The sequence below is a fragment of the Candidatus Eremiobacteraceae bacterium genome, from assembly GCA_036511855.1.
In the GTDB taxonomy this organism is placed as follows: domain Bacteria; phylum Vulcanimicrobiota; class Vulcanimicrobiia; order Eremiobacterales; family Eremiobacteraceae; genus JABCYQ01.
In genome coordinates, this window is sequence record DATCBN010000050.1 from 1 (window position 1) to 15,014 (window position 15,014).

General features: G+C 64.6%; 14 protein-coding genes. 1 reads left to right on the forward strand and 13 read right to left on the reverse strand.

What is annotated here, in order from left to right; all coding sequences use genetic code 11:
- The 5 genes from VII69_07355 to VII69_07375 form a co-directional block, all read right to left on the reverse strand.
- A partial coding sequence (locus VII69_07355) for a type II secretion system F family protein (protein HEY5094911.1) occupies nucleotides 1-370 on the reverse strand: 370 nt, incomplete at its 3' end.
- A 101-nt stretch (nucleotides 371-471) separates the two neighbouring features.
- On the reverse strand, nucleotides 472-1,560 hold the full coding sequence (locus VII69_07360) for a type IV pilus twitching motility protein PilT (GenBank protein HEY5094912.1): 1,089 nt from the start codon (nucleotides 1,558-1,560) through the stop codon (nucleotides 472-474).
- A gap of 57 nt (nucleotides 1,561-1,617) precedes the next feature.
- The gene (locus VII69_07365; GenBank protein ID HEY5094913.1) at nucleotides 1,618-3,108 is read right to left on the reverse strand and encodes a glycosyltransferase 87 family protein; all 1,491 of its coding nucleotides are present in this window, start codon (nucleotides 3,106-3,108) and stop codon (nucleotides 1,618-1,620) included.
- Nucleotides 3,105-4,562 (reverse strand): glycosyltransferase 87 family protein, encoded by a 1,458-nt coding sequence (locus tag VII69_07370; GenBank protein ID HEY5094914.1) that lies wholly within the window; start codon nucleotides 4,560-4,562, stop codon nucleotides 3,105-3,107. Before VII69_07370 ends, VII69_07365 begins: the two co-directional genes overlap by 4 nt.
- Nucleotides 4,559-6,445, reverse strand: coding sequence for a hypothetical protein (locus tag VII69_07375; protein HEY5094915.1), 1,887 nt, complete (start codon nucleotides 6,443-6,445; stop codon nucleotides 4,559-4,561). The genes VII69_07370 and VII69_07375 overlap by 4 nt, the downstream gene beginning before the upstream one ends.
- A gap of 123 nt (nucleotides 6,446-6,568) precedes the next feature.
- Here VII69_07375 and VII69_07380 point away from each other — a divergent pair, with 123 nt between their 5' ends.
- Nucleotides 6,569-7,558: a glycosyltransferase gene (locus VII69_07380; GenBank protein HEY5094916.1), complete on the forward strand. Its 990-nt coding sequence runs from the start codon at nucleotides 6,569-6,571 to the stop codon at nucleotides 7,556-7,558.
- Here VII69_07380 and VII69_07385 read toward each other — a convergent pair.
- From VII69_07385 to VII69_07420, 8 genes are read right to left on the reverse strand one after another with little or no spacing between them, the layout of a single operon-like run.
- Nucleotides 7,555-8,613, reverse strand: a complete 1,059-nt coding sequence (locus VII69_07385; GenBank protein HEY5094917.1) for a glycosyltransferase family 2 protein — start codon at nucleotides 8,611-8,613, stop codon at nucleotides 7,555-7,557. The genes VII69_07380 and VII69_07385 overlap by 4 nt on opposite strands.
- A 2-nt stretch (nucleotides 8,614-8,615) precedes the next feature.
- Nucleotides 8,616-9,743 (reverse strand): DegT/DnrJ/EryC1/StrS family aminotransferase, encoded by a 1,128-nt coding sequence (locus tag VII69_07390; GenBank protein HEY5094918.1) that lies wholly within the window; start codon nucleotides 9,741-9,743, stop codon nucleotides 8,616-8,618.
- 2 nt (nucleotides 9,744-9,745) lie between these two features.
- Nucleotides 9,746-10,486, reverse strand: a complete 741-nt coding sequence (locus tag VII69_07395) for a cephalosporin hydroxylase family protein (GenBank protein HEY5094919.1) — start codon at nucleotides 10,484-10,486, stop codon at nucleotides 9,746-9,748.
- On the reverse strand, nucleotides 10,483-11,145 hold the full coding sequence (locus VII69_07400) for a NeuD/PglB/VioB family sugar acetyltransferase (GenBank protein ID HEY5094920.1): 663 nt from the start codon (nucleotides 11,143-11,145) through the stop codon (nucleotides 10,483-10,485). Before VII69_07400 ends, VII69_07395 begins: the two co-directional genes overlap by 4 nt.
- On the reverse strand, nucleotides 11,142-12,371 hold the full coding sequence (locus VII69_07405) for a class I SAM-dependent methyltransferase (GenBank protein ID HEY5094921.1): 1,230 nt from the start codon (nucleotides 12,369-12,371) through the stop codon (nucleotides 11,142-11,144). The genes VII69_07400 and VII69_07405 overlap by 4 nt, the downstream gene beginning before the upstream one ends.
- A complete protein-coding gene (rfbG, locus tag VII69_07410) occupies nucleotides 12,368-13,450 on the reverse strand; it encodes a CDP-glucose 4,6-dehydratase (protein HEY5094922.1) in 1,083 nt (360 codons plus the stop codon). Before rfbG ends, VII69_07405 begins: the two co-directional genes overlap by 4 nt.
- Nucleotides 13,447-14,220: a glucose-1-phosphate cytidylyltransferase gene (rfbF, locus tag VII69_07415; protein ID HEY5094923.1), complete on the reverse strand. Its 774-nt coding sequence runs from the start codon at nucleotides 14,218-14,220 to the stop codon at nucleotides 13,447-13,449. Before rfbF ends, rfbG begins: the two co-directional genes overlap by 4 nt.
- Entirely contained in the window at nucleotides 14,217-15,014 is a 798-nt protein-coding gene (locus tag VII69_07420; protein HEY5094924.1) for a hypothetical protein, read from the reverse strand. Before VII69_07420 ends, rfbF begins: the two co-directional genes overlap by 4 nt.

The following is a 15,014-nucleotide window of genomic DNA, read 5'->3' on the forward strand; positions in this document are numbered from 1 at the left end:
CGAGGGCGTTGGCGAGCGTCGAGCCGCCTTCCACATCGCGACGGATCGCGATGAGGATGGGCTTGAGTTGCGCATCTTCAGTCTGTACGCTCAGGACGTCGAGGCAGCGGACCATGGCGAGGCCGGCATTGATCATCGTCGCGAATTGGCGCGAGAAGACGACGAGCGACTGCTCGCCGACGCCCCGGAACTTCCCGATGACGGAATTCAGGTCGGCGTTAAGAACACCGCCGCCCTTTTGGGTGATGCCGGTGACGTAGTAGTTCATCTCGCGGAGCTTGGACCGCAGAACGCGTTCGTTCTCCGCTTCGATGACGCCGTTGACGGTTTTTCCCGATGCGTCTTTCGCTTGATATGCGAAACTAGGCATTGATATTTTTCTCCAGGGTTAGAGTTGCGTGTGCTCGCCTACAAGCAAGATCACGAGCAGGACGAGTATCCAGAGCAATGACATCTGCATGTGGTGTCTCCTTACACTCCCTCGATGAGCTTCCGCAGCTCTTCGGGATGCATCGAGGCGTTCAATGCCTCTTCAGCGGTGATCATATGTTTGCGCACGAGATCGCGCAGCGACATGTCAAATGTCTGCATGTGCATGATGCGGCTCGTGACGATCGCGTTGTGGATCTGGTGGGTCTTGTTCTCGCGAATGAGGTTGCGGATGGCCGGGGTGGCGATCATGACCTCGGCTGCGGGCACCCGGCCGACGCCGGATGCATGCGGGAGGAGCCGCAGACAGACGACGGCCTCGATGACCGAGGCCATCTGTACGCGGATCTGTTGTTGTTGGTGTGAGGGGAACACGTCGACGATGCGGTCGATGGTCTGAGCGGCGTCGGACGTGTGCAGGGTGGCGAAGACCAAGTGGCCGGTCTCGGCGATGGTCAACGTGGTGGCGATGGTGTCCATGTCGCGCATTTCGCCGACCATCACGACGTCGGGATCCTCACGGAGCGCGGCGCGCAGGGCATTGGCGAAGCTGTAGGAGTCGTGTCCGATCTCGCGCTGGTTCACCATGGACATCTTGTGGTAGTGCAGATACTCGATCGGATCTTCCATGGTCAGGATGTGACGCGCCATCGTTTGATTGATGACGTCGACCATGGACGCGAGGGCGGTGGACTTACCCGAACCGGTGGGCCCGGTCACGAGTATGAGCCCGTGCGGTCTGGCCACGAGGTCGGCCATGACGGGCGGCAGATTCAAACTGGAAAGAGGAGGGACGGTGGACGGGATCGCGCGCAACACGGAGCCGATGACGCCCCGCTGCTTGAACGCATTGATACGGAAACGTCCGAAGCCTTTCAACCCGTGCGAGAAGTCGAGCTCGAGATTCTTCTCGAAGCGCTCTTTCTGCGAATCGGTCAAAATGCTATAGACGAGCTTCTTCATCTCGTCGGGATTGAGTTTCGGGAACTCCGTGGGTGTGAGACGACCGTCGATGCGCAGCATCGGTGGCAACCCCACGCACATGTGCAGATCTGATGCGCCTCGTTCGATAGTGACGCGCATCAATTCGTCCATGCGGACGCCGAGCAGGTCGGTTACATTTGTTGCCATGAAATCGTTTCGCTCACCGTGTCCCGCAAGGAATGGAGCAGTAGCATTCGCCACTTGCTATTCTATCGGCACATCAGGTCCCGGATGTAACCCCTCGGGCGACCATCGTGGCAGCACTCGAGCCGCAACGATCGGGAGCACAAGTATGGCGATCGCCGCGATGACGAACAGCACATCATTAGCAGGCGATGGGACTACGCCCTCGTGCGCGTATCCAAGCAGTCCAAGCGCCGCGAACCATCCGGCGTATACTCCCCACGCGCCGCGTCGGGCGGCAAACGGCGCGATCCATACGAGATACCAAGGATGCAAAGCGGGCATGATCCAGATCAGCGCAGCGACCGGTCTACTCAGGTCAGACGCGGATTGTCTGCGGGCGTATCGCGCGACCGACACCGCGAAGACAGCAGCGAACGCGGCGAGCAATGCGAACTGTATCGCGCGCGGCCACGTGATGAGCCCGAGGTATGGCAGAACCGGCAGCCATGACGCGATCGGCGCGCCGGATTCACCGCCGCGTATGAACGGCAATGCTGCGAGCCAGTTGAGCGACATCATGAGCGAACTGCCGATCGCCGCCGCACTGTGCGCGGCAGCAGACCCGAATGTGAAGGGGCGCGAGCATAGCCACGGCAGCGCGACGGCTAGACAGGTCAGCAAGATTCCGGCCATCCGGTTGGATTTCGCGGCGCGGATCACGAGAAACGGCAGTGCGACCAACGCTACGTACTTCACCGCGATCGATGCGCCGATCAACAATCCGGCGACCAACGGATATTCGTCGACCAGTGCGAACGCCCACACCGCGGGAGCGACCATCAACAGATCGTTGTGCCCGCCGATGCCCGCCTCGAACAGAATGACGGGATGGAACGCATACGCGGCGAGCCGGCGCGTGCGTTGCGGCGCGTCAAGTTTGCGCAGCATGCGCGCGAGGCCGAACGCGGTGACTATCGCGGCGGCAAGTCCGATGGCCCGCCACGTCCACAACTGTGTGCGCACGTCGAGGGCCGACTCCAATTTGGCGATGGCGCCCGCGAATATCGTGAATCCTGGCCCGTACGGATCGCCAAACGGCGGATTGTGCAGCAGCGCGTAGAGCCGCGACATCGTCTCGTCTGCCACCTGAATCGGCGCGGCGAGGTCGTACGGATTGATGCCGAAGACACCGTAGAGGCGCCCGTATGCGACGTAGTAGTACGGATCGATCGAAAGCTGCACGGAAAAAAATGTGAGCGCAAGTCCGGCGATCGCGAGTCCGGCGATGATCCACATCGGTCCGCCGCCATTTTCGCAGGCTGCGATGTTGGTCAGCCGCGCGCCGAGAACGCATATGAGCAGGATGACCGCCCAGATCGCGCCGAGCACCTGCCATCCGGCCGCGAGCTGCACGACGGGCATGGGCTGCGCCAAACCCAGCAGATAGTAGGCGTCGTGGCCGCTGCCTGCCGCCGGTACGGAATGTTGCGCGATCACCCACACGAGCGCGGAGCCTGCGAGAGCGACGACCGCCATGATGGCGATGAGACCCGACGCGCGCAGATTCATGCGATTCTCCGCCGGCGTCGATCGGCGACGACGATCACCGGCACGGCCAAGAACACCACGCACGCCGCGATCGGCACCCAGAACAGCGACGCCGGCGCCGCGATGCCGTCGAGCACGTACACGCCGAGCAGCAGCGCGCCGTACCACCAAGCATAGACGCCCCACGCGCCGCCCGACGCCGTGGCGGGCAAAACCCACAACCCGTACCAGGGATGCATCGATGAGATCGACCACAAGAACGCCGTGTACGTGCGCCAGATCTCGCCGATGCGCGGCCGCAATACGTAACGCACGATCGAGATGGCGGCCACGACAAGGAATACCGCAAGGACCGCGACCTGGACGAGACGCGGCCACGACGCGGTGCCGAACATCGGCAACTGCGGCAGCCACGCAAACGCCGGGCCCGACGCGACGCCGGCAGCGAAGAGCGGAATATTCACCAGCCAATCCGGCGACATGGAAAAGGCGTTGCCCAACAGCGCGGCGTTACCACCCGCCCCGCCCGGCGTCGCGAACGCCCGGCCGCACAACCACGGCACGGCGAGCGAGACCGCGCCGGCAGCGATCCACGCGACGCCGTGCTTTCGCGCGATTCGTTTCAACAGGAACGGCAACGCGATGAGTGCGGGAACCTTGATCGCGATTGCGGCGCCGGCGAGCAAGCCGGCGATCAACGGCAATTCGTCCGCCACGGCGAACGCCCAAAGTCCGGCCGCGAGCATCATCACGTCGTTGTGCGCGCCGACGGCGGATTCATAAAGCGCCAGCGGATGCAGACCAAACGCGCCCGCGCGCCGGCTCGCGTTTTCGGGCCCGAGCGAGCGCAGCGAATAGGCGATGGCCGCTGTGGCCGCGACGAGCGAAGCGACCGCGACCGCACGGAACGACCATGCCGCAACCAAGAGGCTTGCGCCGCTTTCAACTCGGCCGAGCAGCCCGGCGAGGATCGTCCAAAGCGGTCCGTACGGATCGCTGAACGGCATTGTGCTCAAAAACGGCAAGATCGGCCCGATGACCGGATCGGCGGACGTGAGCGGATGCGTGATGGCATATGGATTGACGCCGAAATGTCCGTAGAGCCGGCTGTAGATGACGTATGCGTACATATCGCCCGATTGGACGATCGGGAAGAGCGAGAGCACTGCCGCAACACCCACCTGAACGCCGATGAGCCAGCGAAGCGCTCTGCGGCCCGCACCTGCCAGGGAACGCAAGAAGTACACGCTCGCGCAGGCGAGCGCGGCCAACATCGCCCACACCGTGAGAACCACGTTCCAGCCCGGCGCCGCTTGCTGCACGACGTGGATCGGCAAGCGGTAGCCCCCGAGGTAATTCCCGTGTTGGAATGCGTCGTAGAAATAGATGGTCTTTGACGCAGCGAACCCTGCTGCGACGGCGCCGGCCGCTGCTATCGCCGCAAACGCGACGGCGATGCCCATGCGTGACTTCATCGCATCGCCCCTGACTGCGCGAACGCGTACACGATCACATCGTGCGCGGCGAAGACGCGCTTGATCGCGCCGGCGCGCTCATCGGCCGCGAGTACGGCCCAATCGATCTCCACCGGCGTGCGCGCGAGGTAGGCCGGGTTTGCGTCGACGATAATGAATTCGACCCGGTCCATCCTCAAGGCGCCGTAGCGGGTCGCGGGCGAAGTCGACCAATCGAGCCGCCATTGCGTTTGATAGTACGGGTTGAGATCGACGGCCGCCGCTCCCAGATAATACGAACGCACGTCATCGAGCGATGCGATGCGCGCGCCGGGCGCGAGCCGATCGAGCGCCCACGCACCGGCATCGTAGCTTTCGAGGCGGCCCGACAGATACTGTGCACCGGTCTGCGCGCCCGTGATGTACGCGAAACCCGGCGCGAGACTGTTGCTCGCATCGCGGCCCGGCTTCGGCAGCCAGTTGAGCGTGACACTTGCTGCCGCCAGAACGAGCAGCGCCCAACTGACCGCAGGTCTGTGACGCTCCGAGAGTGCGTCGAGTCCGGCGGCCGCCGCTATGGCGTATGTCGCAAGACCCGTCATCAGAAAGCGCCATTGGCGGCTCGTCCAAAACCAGACCGTGACCAAGACGAGCGTCAGCACGGCGAACGGGCGCGCGCGCGGCACGAAAAACGCGGCCGCGAACAACACCGCTGCAAGCCGCAGCGCGTATCCTTGATCGCCGCAGAAGACCTGCGGCTGCGTGAGCAATCGCCACGGCAACAATGCGAAATCGCCGGGCGTCGCGTGTCCACCGCACCAGTCGCGCGTCATCGAAACGTAGCGCGCAGCGAATTCGCGTGCCTCGGCCGTGTGCCCTAAGATGCCGCTCGCGAATGGATAGACCGGATCGCCGGTAAGCGCGAACGTCCGGACGTACCATCCGCCGGCGACGACCGCACACGATGCGATGGCCGCCGCGGTCGCGCGGACGCGAACGGGCGGCGCGCTCCGCCATGCCACGATCGCGATGGCAATGGCCGCTATGCCGAGGCCGGGAAACTTGATCGCTGCTGCGGCGCCCGCAAAAAAACCGATCGCCACTGCGGTGCGCGCGTCGAGATCGCGCTCTGTCAACGCAACGCCGAGCGCGCCGAGCGCGACAAGCGCGAACGGCACGTCCACGTAGAACGCGGGTGAAATCCAAAGCCAAAGGCTCGAAGAGGCGACAAGCGCACAGGTCAGCGGCCCGCTGCCGGCGCGCGCGCGTTCGGCGAGCGTACCCGCCATCAGCGAAAGCGCGATGCCTGCACCGAGCGAGGCAAATGTCGCGCCGGCGGACCCGGCGAGAGCGAAGACGGGCAGCGCTGCCGCTTCAGCGAGAAGCGGAAATGCGGACTGCGCGAGGTTTGGATCGAAGGCGAGCGTGCTGCGCGCGAGCGCTGCCGCCGCGATCGGCAGGTGATAGGCAAGCGGGTCCCAGTCGACGACCGGCAGCGCGGCGGCGACCGCGGCGGTCAGCCAAGCCGCGCACGCGATGATCCACGCCGTCTTATCGAGCGCGCCCGCGTTCGAAAATGATTGCGCGACATCGCGAAGGCTGCTGCGCCACCCACGCGCGTGGGGAATCGCGAACGCGAGCGCGATGGCGAGCACGATCGTCAAGCTTACTGCGGAAAGCGCGTGGAAGAGCGCGAGCAGCGCCGCGGTTGAACCGATCAAAACGTACCCGGCGGGCGCGGCAAATACCCGGCGCTCTTGCGGCGGTAGGCGATTCAACATCGCGCCGGCAACCCAGCCGCCCACCGCGCCGGCAGCCGTCCAGAGCAGTGCGCTGGTCACGATTCCTGCCGCCAACCGGGCGGCGAACGAACCGGAATCGAGGATCGCCCCGAATACGCTCACAAGGATATCTTCGGACGCCCGGATGTATTTCCGCGCAATCGGCCGGTCGCGAGAGCCGTCCCGTAGCGCTCCGGCCCGGTCGGCCCGGCTCGGCGCGGAGCCCGTGCGGCCAAGGCTTTGCTCGTGCCGATAACCACTCTAGAGACAGCAATCGCCGCCTTCGGGCAAGGGACGCCGTTCGCAAAAATGGACCGCCAGATCGCCATCGGCGTCATGGCCTTCAACGAAGAAGGCAACATCGCGCGCCTGCTCGACAGCATCCTATGCCAGACAGCATACGATGATATCAATCGCGTGGTCGTGATCGCAAGCGGGTGCACCGACCGCACGTGTCCCATCGTCGAACGGTATGCGGCGGAGCATCCGAAGATCCACCTCGTCACCGAACCGGAGCGCGGGGGTAAAGTGCGGGCGATCAACACGTTCTTCGCACTCGCACCCGAACCAATCTTGCTCGTGTCGTCCGCGGACCTCATCTTCGAACCTCAGACGGTCGCCGCGTTGACCGCTCCCCTGGCAGACCCCGCTGTCGGTATGGTGGGCAGCCATCCGGTACCGCTCAATTCCGCAGACGATTTCATCGGCTTCACCGTCCAATTGATGTGGCAGCTGCATCACGAAGTCTCGCTCCGCAATCCGAAGATGGGCGAATTGATCGCCTTCCGCAACGTCTTCCGGGGACTCAACCCCGATACGGCCGCCGACGAAGTGCAGATCGAGCACGGCGTGAGGTCCGTCGGCTACGAGATCCGCTATGCGCCGGACGCGATCGTCCACAATCGCGGTCCGGAAACGCTGAGCGATTTCATAGCGCAGCGCACGCGCTGGATCGCATTCAATATGCGGATACAGCGCGTACATCGCCTGCCCGTTTCCACTCTGACCGCGACACCGCTGCTCGAGGCGATGGTCGCATACGTCCGCAGAGAGCGGCCTCGTTGGGACTGGCTCGTCGGTGCGGCGCTGCTCGAAATGTATTGTCGCGTGCGCGCGACCATTGAATATTCGCGCTGGAACTCAGGAACGTCGGGCAGCTGGACTCCGGTGGCGTCCACGAAACGGCTCGTCCATGACGCCGATCCAAACCACGCGCACGCCGGCATTCACTCTTAGACTTGCGCCGTTTCCAAAGCCGATAAAGCCTGCAGCGCGCGCTCGAACGAATCGCCACGCAGGGTCCGCTTCGCACGATCCGCCCGGATCCGGAGGCGCAGCCGCTCGGCGGCACGCAAGCCCGACCGGATGAAGGTCGACGCACGGCATAACCGGATGAGACACCCAAGCCAGAATGCGAGAACCGGCGCATCACCCCGTTCGCGCAGCCGCTGCGCCGCCTCGGCGGCCGTATCGTCCTCGCCGCGCACAAGGGCCTTGACGCAGACTTCGAGGAGCTTCAACCGTATCTGACCGCCGAGTCGTTCTCGAAGCGCGGCGCGCACGCCGGACGGAATGCGTGGGTCGGCGCACAGGTTCTCCATCATCACGGTCATGCCGGCAGCCACACGGGCGTCCTCGCGCGCCGACCCGGAGCCTGCGTGGTGCGTGTATACCGCGCACGGTTCGAACGAGACGGACACGGGAAATCGGGCAGCGATGCGCAGTTCGTAGTCGAGATCGCTCGGCGGACCAACCGCCGGATCGAGGAGCCCGACGTCGCGCAGCGCTTCGCGCCGGAATACGACCGCCGTCCACGTTGGATGGCGGTTGTCGAGCATCATGAACAAGCCGTCGGGCGGCGCGTATCGCCCTTCGCGCGGCCACCGCGCGATCGGGGCGTACCGGACCAAGCCCGCGTCATCCACCTCCACGGTCGAGCCGGCCGACAGATACGCGTCGGGATATGAGGCAAACCCGTTCATGCAGACTTCGTAGCAGTTCGGGAAAAGCGCGTCGTCGTCGGAGAGAAACGCGAAGTACGGCGTTTCGACGCGCTCCATCGCGTACAAGAAATTCTCAAAACCGCCGATATTGGTCTCGTGACGGTGGTACCGGACCCGCGCATCGCGCGCCGCGAACGTCCTTACGACTGCGGCGGTCTCGTCGTCGGATGCGTTGTCATAGACCCACAGCACGAGGTCGGCGTACGTTTGCGACAGTACGCTTGTGATAGCGCGCCGCAATAGGCGCGGGCGTGAGAACGTCGGGATGATCGCGGTTATGTTCGGCACGTTCAAGCGAACGTAGTGACCGCGTCGATCACGCGCTCGACGAACTCCTGACGCATATTCGAATGCAGAGGAAGGGTGACCACCTCGTCGACGACGCGTTCGGTCACGGTCATATCTCCGCGCCTCGCGTTTTTAAAATACGTGTGCCGGTGAACCGGCACGAAATGAATGCCCGCGTCTATTCCGCGCGCGCGCAAGTGCTCTATAAACGCGGGCCGCCGTCCGTCCGTCACTCGCAGGCTGTAGATGAACGGCGACACGCCGCTGAAATCCGTCCGCGGCGTACGTGCCCAAGGCAGGCCGTCAAACGCTGCGCTGTACGCGCGGCACACGGCTTGCCGCGAACGGATGAACTCGTCGACCCGTTTGATCTGCGAGATGCCGACGCTCGCCATGATGTTGGTGAGGTGATACCGGTAGCCTTCGCTGACCACGTCGTAGTCCCACGCGCGCCGGTTCTTGTAGCGCTCGGTTGTGTCTTTGTCCACTCCCAGTAGACGCAGCCGGTGCAGCTTCGCGAGTTCGAGGGGATCGCCGCCGACCACGCATCCGCCGTCGATCGACGTGATGATCTTCACCGGATCGAAACTGAACACCGCGACGTCGCCATCACTGCCGATCTTCGCCCCACCCATCTCGGTGCCGAACGCGTGACACGCGTCTTCGATGACGCGCAGGCCGCGCGCGCGAGCGAGCGCATAGACCCCCGCGCGATCGCACGGAATGCCGGCGAAATGCAGTGGAATCAGGGCTTTGGTGCGCGGCGTGACGAGCGCGCCGGCTTGCTCGCAATCCATACCGAGATCGTCGTCGCGGACATCGCACATCACGACCTCGGCGCCCGAGCTCGCGACGGCCTGATGGTCGGCCACGTAGTTGAACGATGGTGTGATGACCTCGTCTCCCACGCCGATGCCCGCGGCGCGCAACGCCACATGCAGCGCCGACGTGCCGGTGTTGACCGCGACAACGTGCCTTCCCGCGCCGCCGATATAGCCGGCGATGCGCTCCTCGAATTCCTGCGTGGACGCGCCCATCCCGAGCCAGCCGACATCGAGCGCGTCGGTAAGATGCTTGAGCGTGTCGACGCCGATGTGCGGCGCGAACACCGGAATCCGCGGCACTTCCATCGTCACTCCTTCACGCATCGCAAGTACCCGCCCGGCGCGACAGTCACGAGAAGTTTGCGATCGTATTCCTCATCGACCACAAACCGATCGTCTGACGCGAGGAACTCTCGGACCGCCGTCATCGGGTTGTCGCCTTTTCCCCATGGCCGGTCCGGGAATGCGTCGGGGCGCATGAACTCGACGACCGTGTCCATGACGACGAGGTAGCCGCCTTTGCGGACGAGCGGTGCATACAGCCGAAGCTCTTCGCGGACATGCGCATGCGTGTGATTGGAGTCGAGCATAACGAACACGTTCGTGCGCTCGCCGATGGCGGCGCGCACCTTGGCGACGACCTCTTCGTCCACGGAAGAGCCTTCGATCAAGTCGATGCGATGGGCGAGCGGGTGCGTTTCCAATGCTGCGCGGTTTTGCGACCGGATATCGATGTCCACGGCGATGACTCGACGATCGCCGCCGAGCAACTCCATCAAGCTCGCGAAGAACACCGCGCTGCCGCCGTGAGCTATGCCCGTCTCGACGATCGCGTCGGGGCGCTGACGCCAGACGATCTCCTGAAGCGCGATGAGATCCTGCGGATACTGTATGACCGGCCTGCCTAGCCACGTCCAGTTGTACGTGTACCGGTAGTCGCACGAACGCTGGAAGAAGTCATGCGCCGCGGCACGCAGATCCGGATCTGCGGCCATGCGCGCGATCACCTTCGGGTCCTTCGGGTCGGAGCTATCGCTTTTTTGCGTCACGACGCAGGCTCCCGATGAAGGCGTGCGGGCACCCCGGACACGATACTGTTCGGTGGAACGTCCGAGAGCACGACAGCACCGGCTCCGATGACCGCTCCCGCGCCGATCTCGACTCTCGGGACCACTACGGCGCCGGCGCCCACAAACACATCCGCGCCGGTGCGCACGCAACCAGCAAGCACCGCGCCTGGGCCGATATGCGTACCGTCGCCGAGCATGCATTCGTGGTCGACGCTCGCGGCGGTGTTCACGATGCACGCCACGCCCAAGTTCGCGCGCGCACCGATCACGGCGCCGGCGAGGATCTGCGTGCCGGCAGCGAGCGATGCATCGCGCGCGACGTATGCAGCGGGGTGGACGAGCACGGTGGCGCGCAATCCAGCCGCCTCAAGCATGGCGTGCAGCTTCAGACGCTCGGTTGCCCGGTCTCCGCCGATAGCGACCGCGAACGCCACGCCATCGCGGTTCTGCTCGTGAAGCCACCCGCGGAAGCCGTCCGGTCCGTGATGGATCGGCACGTCCGGCAGCGGACTGCGCGTGGCGATGTCGTTGTCAAAGAAAGCGATTGGCTCGAAGCCTGCATCGGCGAGGAACTCACAGAGGACCAGAGCCTGTCCTGCCGCTCCCCAGACCACCATCGGCGTCGCCGCGCGGCTCATGGCAGCACCGTCAGCTTTGGCACGGCGACGACGAAGCGGCCGCCCCAGTCCTTGATCGCTGCCATCTGCTGGGTCACCTCATCCTTGATATTCCAAGGAAGGATCAACACGTAGTCGGGCCGCGTGCGCGCGATGCGTTCGGGAGAATCGATCGGTATGCGAACGCCTGGAATCAGCTTGCCCTGCTTGTGTAGGCTGCGGTCGACCGTATACGGTAAGAAGTCGGTCCGAATGCCGCAATAGTTGAGCATGGTCGTCGCTTTGGCCGGCGCGCCGTATCCGACGACCGTCAACCCGTCTCGCTTGCAGCGGATGAGGAATTCCAATAACGCCATTTTGACTGCTTCCGCGCTCTTTTGCAGACCGGCGTAGCCTTGCACAGAGGTCAAGGCTGCGGCCCTCTCGGCGTTGAGCACCCGATCGACGGCAGCCGAAGGCGCCGATTGCGTGCGGCGCGCGAAGACGCGAAGCGAACCGCCGTGCGTGGGAAGTTCGTCGACATCGACGACGTAGAGACCGCATGCTTCGAGCACCGCCGTGGCCGACGCAAGCGAGAAATACGAAAAGTGCTCGTGGTAAATCGTATCGAATTCAGATCGTTCCACCATGCGCAGCACGTGCGGAAACTCCAGCGTGAGCACGCCCGCCGGCTTGACCAAACCCGCGAGCCCGGCCACGAAGTCGTTCAGGTCGGGCACGTGAGCCAACACGTTATTGCCCACCACGAGATCGCCGGATTGCCCGCCCTCCGCCAATGCGGCGCCGGTGGTGCGGGTCAAGAATTCCACGACGGTCGGAATCCCGGCGGCGATCGCCGCATCGGCCACATTGCGAGCGGGCTCGATGCCGAGCACCGGAACGCCGCGAGCTTGAAAGCCTTTCAGGAGGTAGCCGTCGTTGCTCGCGACTTCGACGACGAGGCTATCCCCTCCGAGTCCGAAGCGCGCGATCGCGTCGGCCGCGAATGCGTCGACGTGCGCGAGCCAGGTGGTCGAATACGACGAAAAGTACGCGTAGTCAGCGCTGAAGATCTCCGCCGGCGATTGAAACTGCTCGAGCTGGACGAGCCAACAGCGCTCGCATACGTAAAGGCGGAGTGGGTAGAACATCTCCGGCTGCGCGCCTCGCATCGGATCGATCAGCGCGTTCGACGGGGGCGACATGCCGAGATCTGCCACTACCGTCCGCAGTTCGGCGGCGCAGAAGCGGCACGTAGATGCGCTCACGCCGCTAAAGCTTTTTCGTAGCGCTCGATCTCGTCAAGCATCAACGCTCGCACGGGCCGCCCGTCGCGATAGTGCCGGTACCAGCGGACAGTCAACCCGAGCGCATGCTCCAATTCCACGCCAGCACGCCAACCGAGCGATGCGGCGGCGGCGGCGCTATCGAGCCGAAGCGAGTGCCGTTCAGGCGGATGCAGACCGGGCTCCGTCTGCCAGGCTGCGCCGCTTCCCCACGACGCAGCGAGCCGATCGGCGACCCACGATACGGTTCGTTCCGAATCTTCGGATGGGCCGAAGTTCCAAGCGCGGGCGAAATCGAGCCCGTCGTCGCCCGCGAGCCTGCGCGCGAGATCCAGATACGCGGAGATGGGGTCGAGCACGTATTGCCACGGCCGGATCGCCGCGGGGTTGCGGATCGAAAGCACCGTTCCGGATGCGAATGCCGCGAGCGCGTCGGGCACGAGCCGGTCGGTCGACCAATCGCCGCCGCCGATGACGTTGCCCGCTCGGGCCGTCGCGATCCGCATGCGCGCCGGAGCGTCGCCGCTGCACCACGTCGCACGCAACGCCGCCGCGACGTGTTCGGCACACGCCTTGCTCGCGGAATACGGATCGTCGCCGCCAAGAGGATCGTCTTCACGATGGCGGCGCTCGCCCGCATGCCCGTCGTAACATTTGTCGCTCGTCACCGCGACGACAGCGCGGACGCTCTCCTGCGCGCGCGCAGCCAAGAGCACGTTCGCCGTTCCGAGCGCGTTGATCTCGTACGTCGCCGCCGGATCGGCGTAGCCGGCTCGGACGAGCGCCTGCGCCGCGAGATGAAACACGATCTGCGGACGATGCCGCTCGAACGCGGCATTGAGCCGGTTCATGTCCAAAATATCGCCGAACTCCGCACCGCCGATCTCGTCGAGTCGCGCGAGTTCGAACGCGCTTGGCCCAGGAGGCGGAGCAAACGAGTAGCCGGCCACATCGGCGCCCAGCCGATGCAGCCACAACGTGAGCCAAGCGCCCTTGAAACCGGTATGCCCGGTGACGAGGACGCGCACGCCGGGCCAGAACGCCTCGTGTTCGGCGGTCAAGCCCATACCTTCCACGGCGCTTTTCCGGCCGCCCACATCTCATTCAGCGCGGTCTTGTCGCGAAGCGTGTCCAACGGCTGCCAGAATCCGTCGTGGACGAACGCCGCGAGCTGCGACTGCGCCGCGAGCCGCTCCATCGGCTCGCGCTCCCAAACGGTCGTGTCGTCCGCGATGTATTCGAGCACCTTGGGCGACAGCACGAAGTAGCCGCCGTTGATGCGGCCGCCTTCGGTCGCGGGTTTCTCGCGGAACTCCGTGATGCGATCGCGCGACATCGTGAGCACGCCGAATCGTCCGGGCGGCTGAGCAGCGGTGACGGTGGCGAGCGCGCCCGACCGCCGGTGAAAGGCGATCAACGCGCCGATATCGATGTCGCTGACGCCGTCGCCGTACGTGAAGCAGAAATCTTCTTCGTCTTTGATATAGCGGGCGATGCGCTTCAGACGGCCGCCGGTGGCCGTCTCGTCGCCCGTGTCGACGAGCGTGACCGACCACGGCTCAGTCGTGGTCTCGTTTGTCGTCATCGTGCCGCTTCGCAGATCGAAGGTGACGTCGGAGCTGTGCAGCGCGTAGTTCGCGAAATACTCCTTGATCACGTAGCCTTTATATCCGCAGCAGATGACGAAGTCGTTCACGCCGTGCGCCGCATACGTCTTCATGATATGCCACAACACCGGCTTGCCGCCGATCTCGATCATCGGCTTAGGACGAAGCTGCGTCTCTTCACTGATCCGCGTGCCGAGACCGCCGGCGAGAATGACGGCTTTCATCGCGGTCTGTTTTCCGTGCGCGAGCGTTCCGCCCTGCCCTGCGCGATATCGAGCGCGGCACGCATCGCGCCGAGCGGCGCCGGCAAACCGGTCCACCATTCGAACGCGAGCGCGCCTTGGTGGAGCAGCATCGGAATGCCATCACTGCGTCGCGCACCGACGCCGGCGGGAATCGGCGATAGGTTCGATGCGTAGTTCACATCAAACACATCGGCATTCTGATCGACGACGGCGAGCACGGACGGCGGAACCGTCGCACCGGCCGGCAATGCGGAGATCACGAGCGTCGCGCGCCGATCCGGGGGCGGACCGACGCGTGAGGCTCGCTCCGCCCGGCGCGACCAGCATGCGATCCGCGCGCCCCTGGACGCAAGCGCGACCGCTATCGCGCGCGCTGCCGGGCCCGCGCCGAGCAAGAGAACTTCGAGGCGGGCGAATTCCGTGCGCCACAGATCGTGCAGCGCAAGAACACATCCTTCGCCATCGGTGTTGTGACCGGTGAACTCGCCGCCGGAACGCTTCACCGTATTCACCGCGCCTGCAGCGACGGCGGTTTCGGTCAGCGCATCGAGATGCGAGCCGACTTCTTCTTTGAGCGGCGTCGTCACGTTGAAGCCGACGAATCCTTGCGCTCGCAGGCCCGCGATCGCGTCGCCGGCGCCGCCGGCCGGCACCCGCATGGCGACGTATCGCGCGTCCAGGCCGGCAGCGGCAAACGCCGCGGATTGCATCGCGGGCGACAGCGAATGGGTGACTGGATCCCCGATGACGCAATAGCGATCGTGAATTGGCAT

Excerpts from the sequence above, each read along its gene's own strand:
- VII69_07360 (HEY5094912.1), bottom strand. The coding sequence starts at position 1,560 with ATGGCAACAAATGTAACCGACCTGCTCGGCGTCCGCATGGACGAATTG.
- VII69_07365 (HEY5094913.1), bottom strand. The coding sequence starts at position 3,108 with ATGAATCTGCGCGCGTCGGGTCTCATCGCCATCATGGCGGTCGTCGCT.
- VII69_07370 (HEY5094914.1), bottom strand. The coding sequence starts at position 4,562 with ATGAAGTCACGCATGGGCATCGCCGTCGCGTTTGCGGCGATAGCAGCG.
- VII69_07390 (HEY5094918.1), bottom strand. The coding sequence starts at position 9,743 with ATGGAAGTGCCGCGGATTCCGGTGTTCGCGCCGCACATCGGCGTCGAC.
- VII69_07400 (HEY5094920.1), bottom strand. The coding sequence starts at position 11,145 with ATGAGCCGCGCGGCGACGCCGATGGTGGTCTGGGGAGCGGCAGGACAG.
- rfbF (HEY5094923.1), bottom strand. The coding sequence starts at position 14,220 with ATGAAAGCCGTCATTCTCGCCGGCGGTCTCGGCACGCGGATCAGTGAA.
- VII69_07420 (HEY5094924.1), bottom strand. The coding sequence starts at position 15,014 with ATGCCAATTCACGATCGCTATTGCGTCATCGGGGATCCAGTCACCCAT.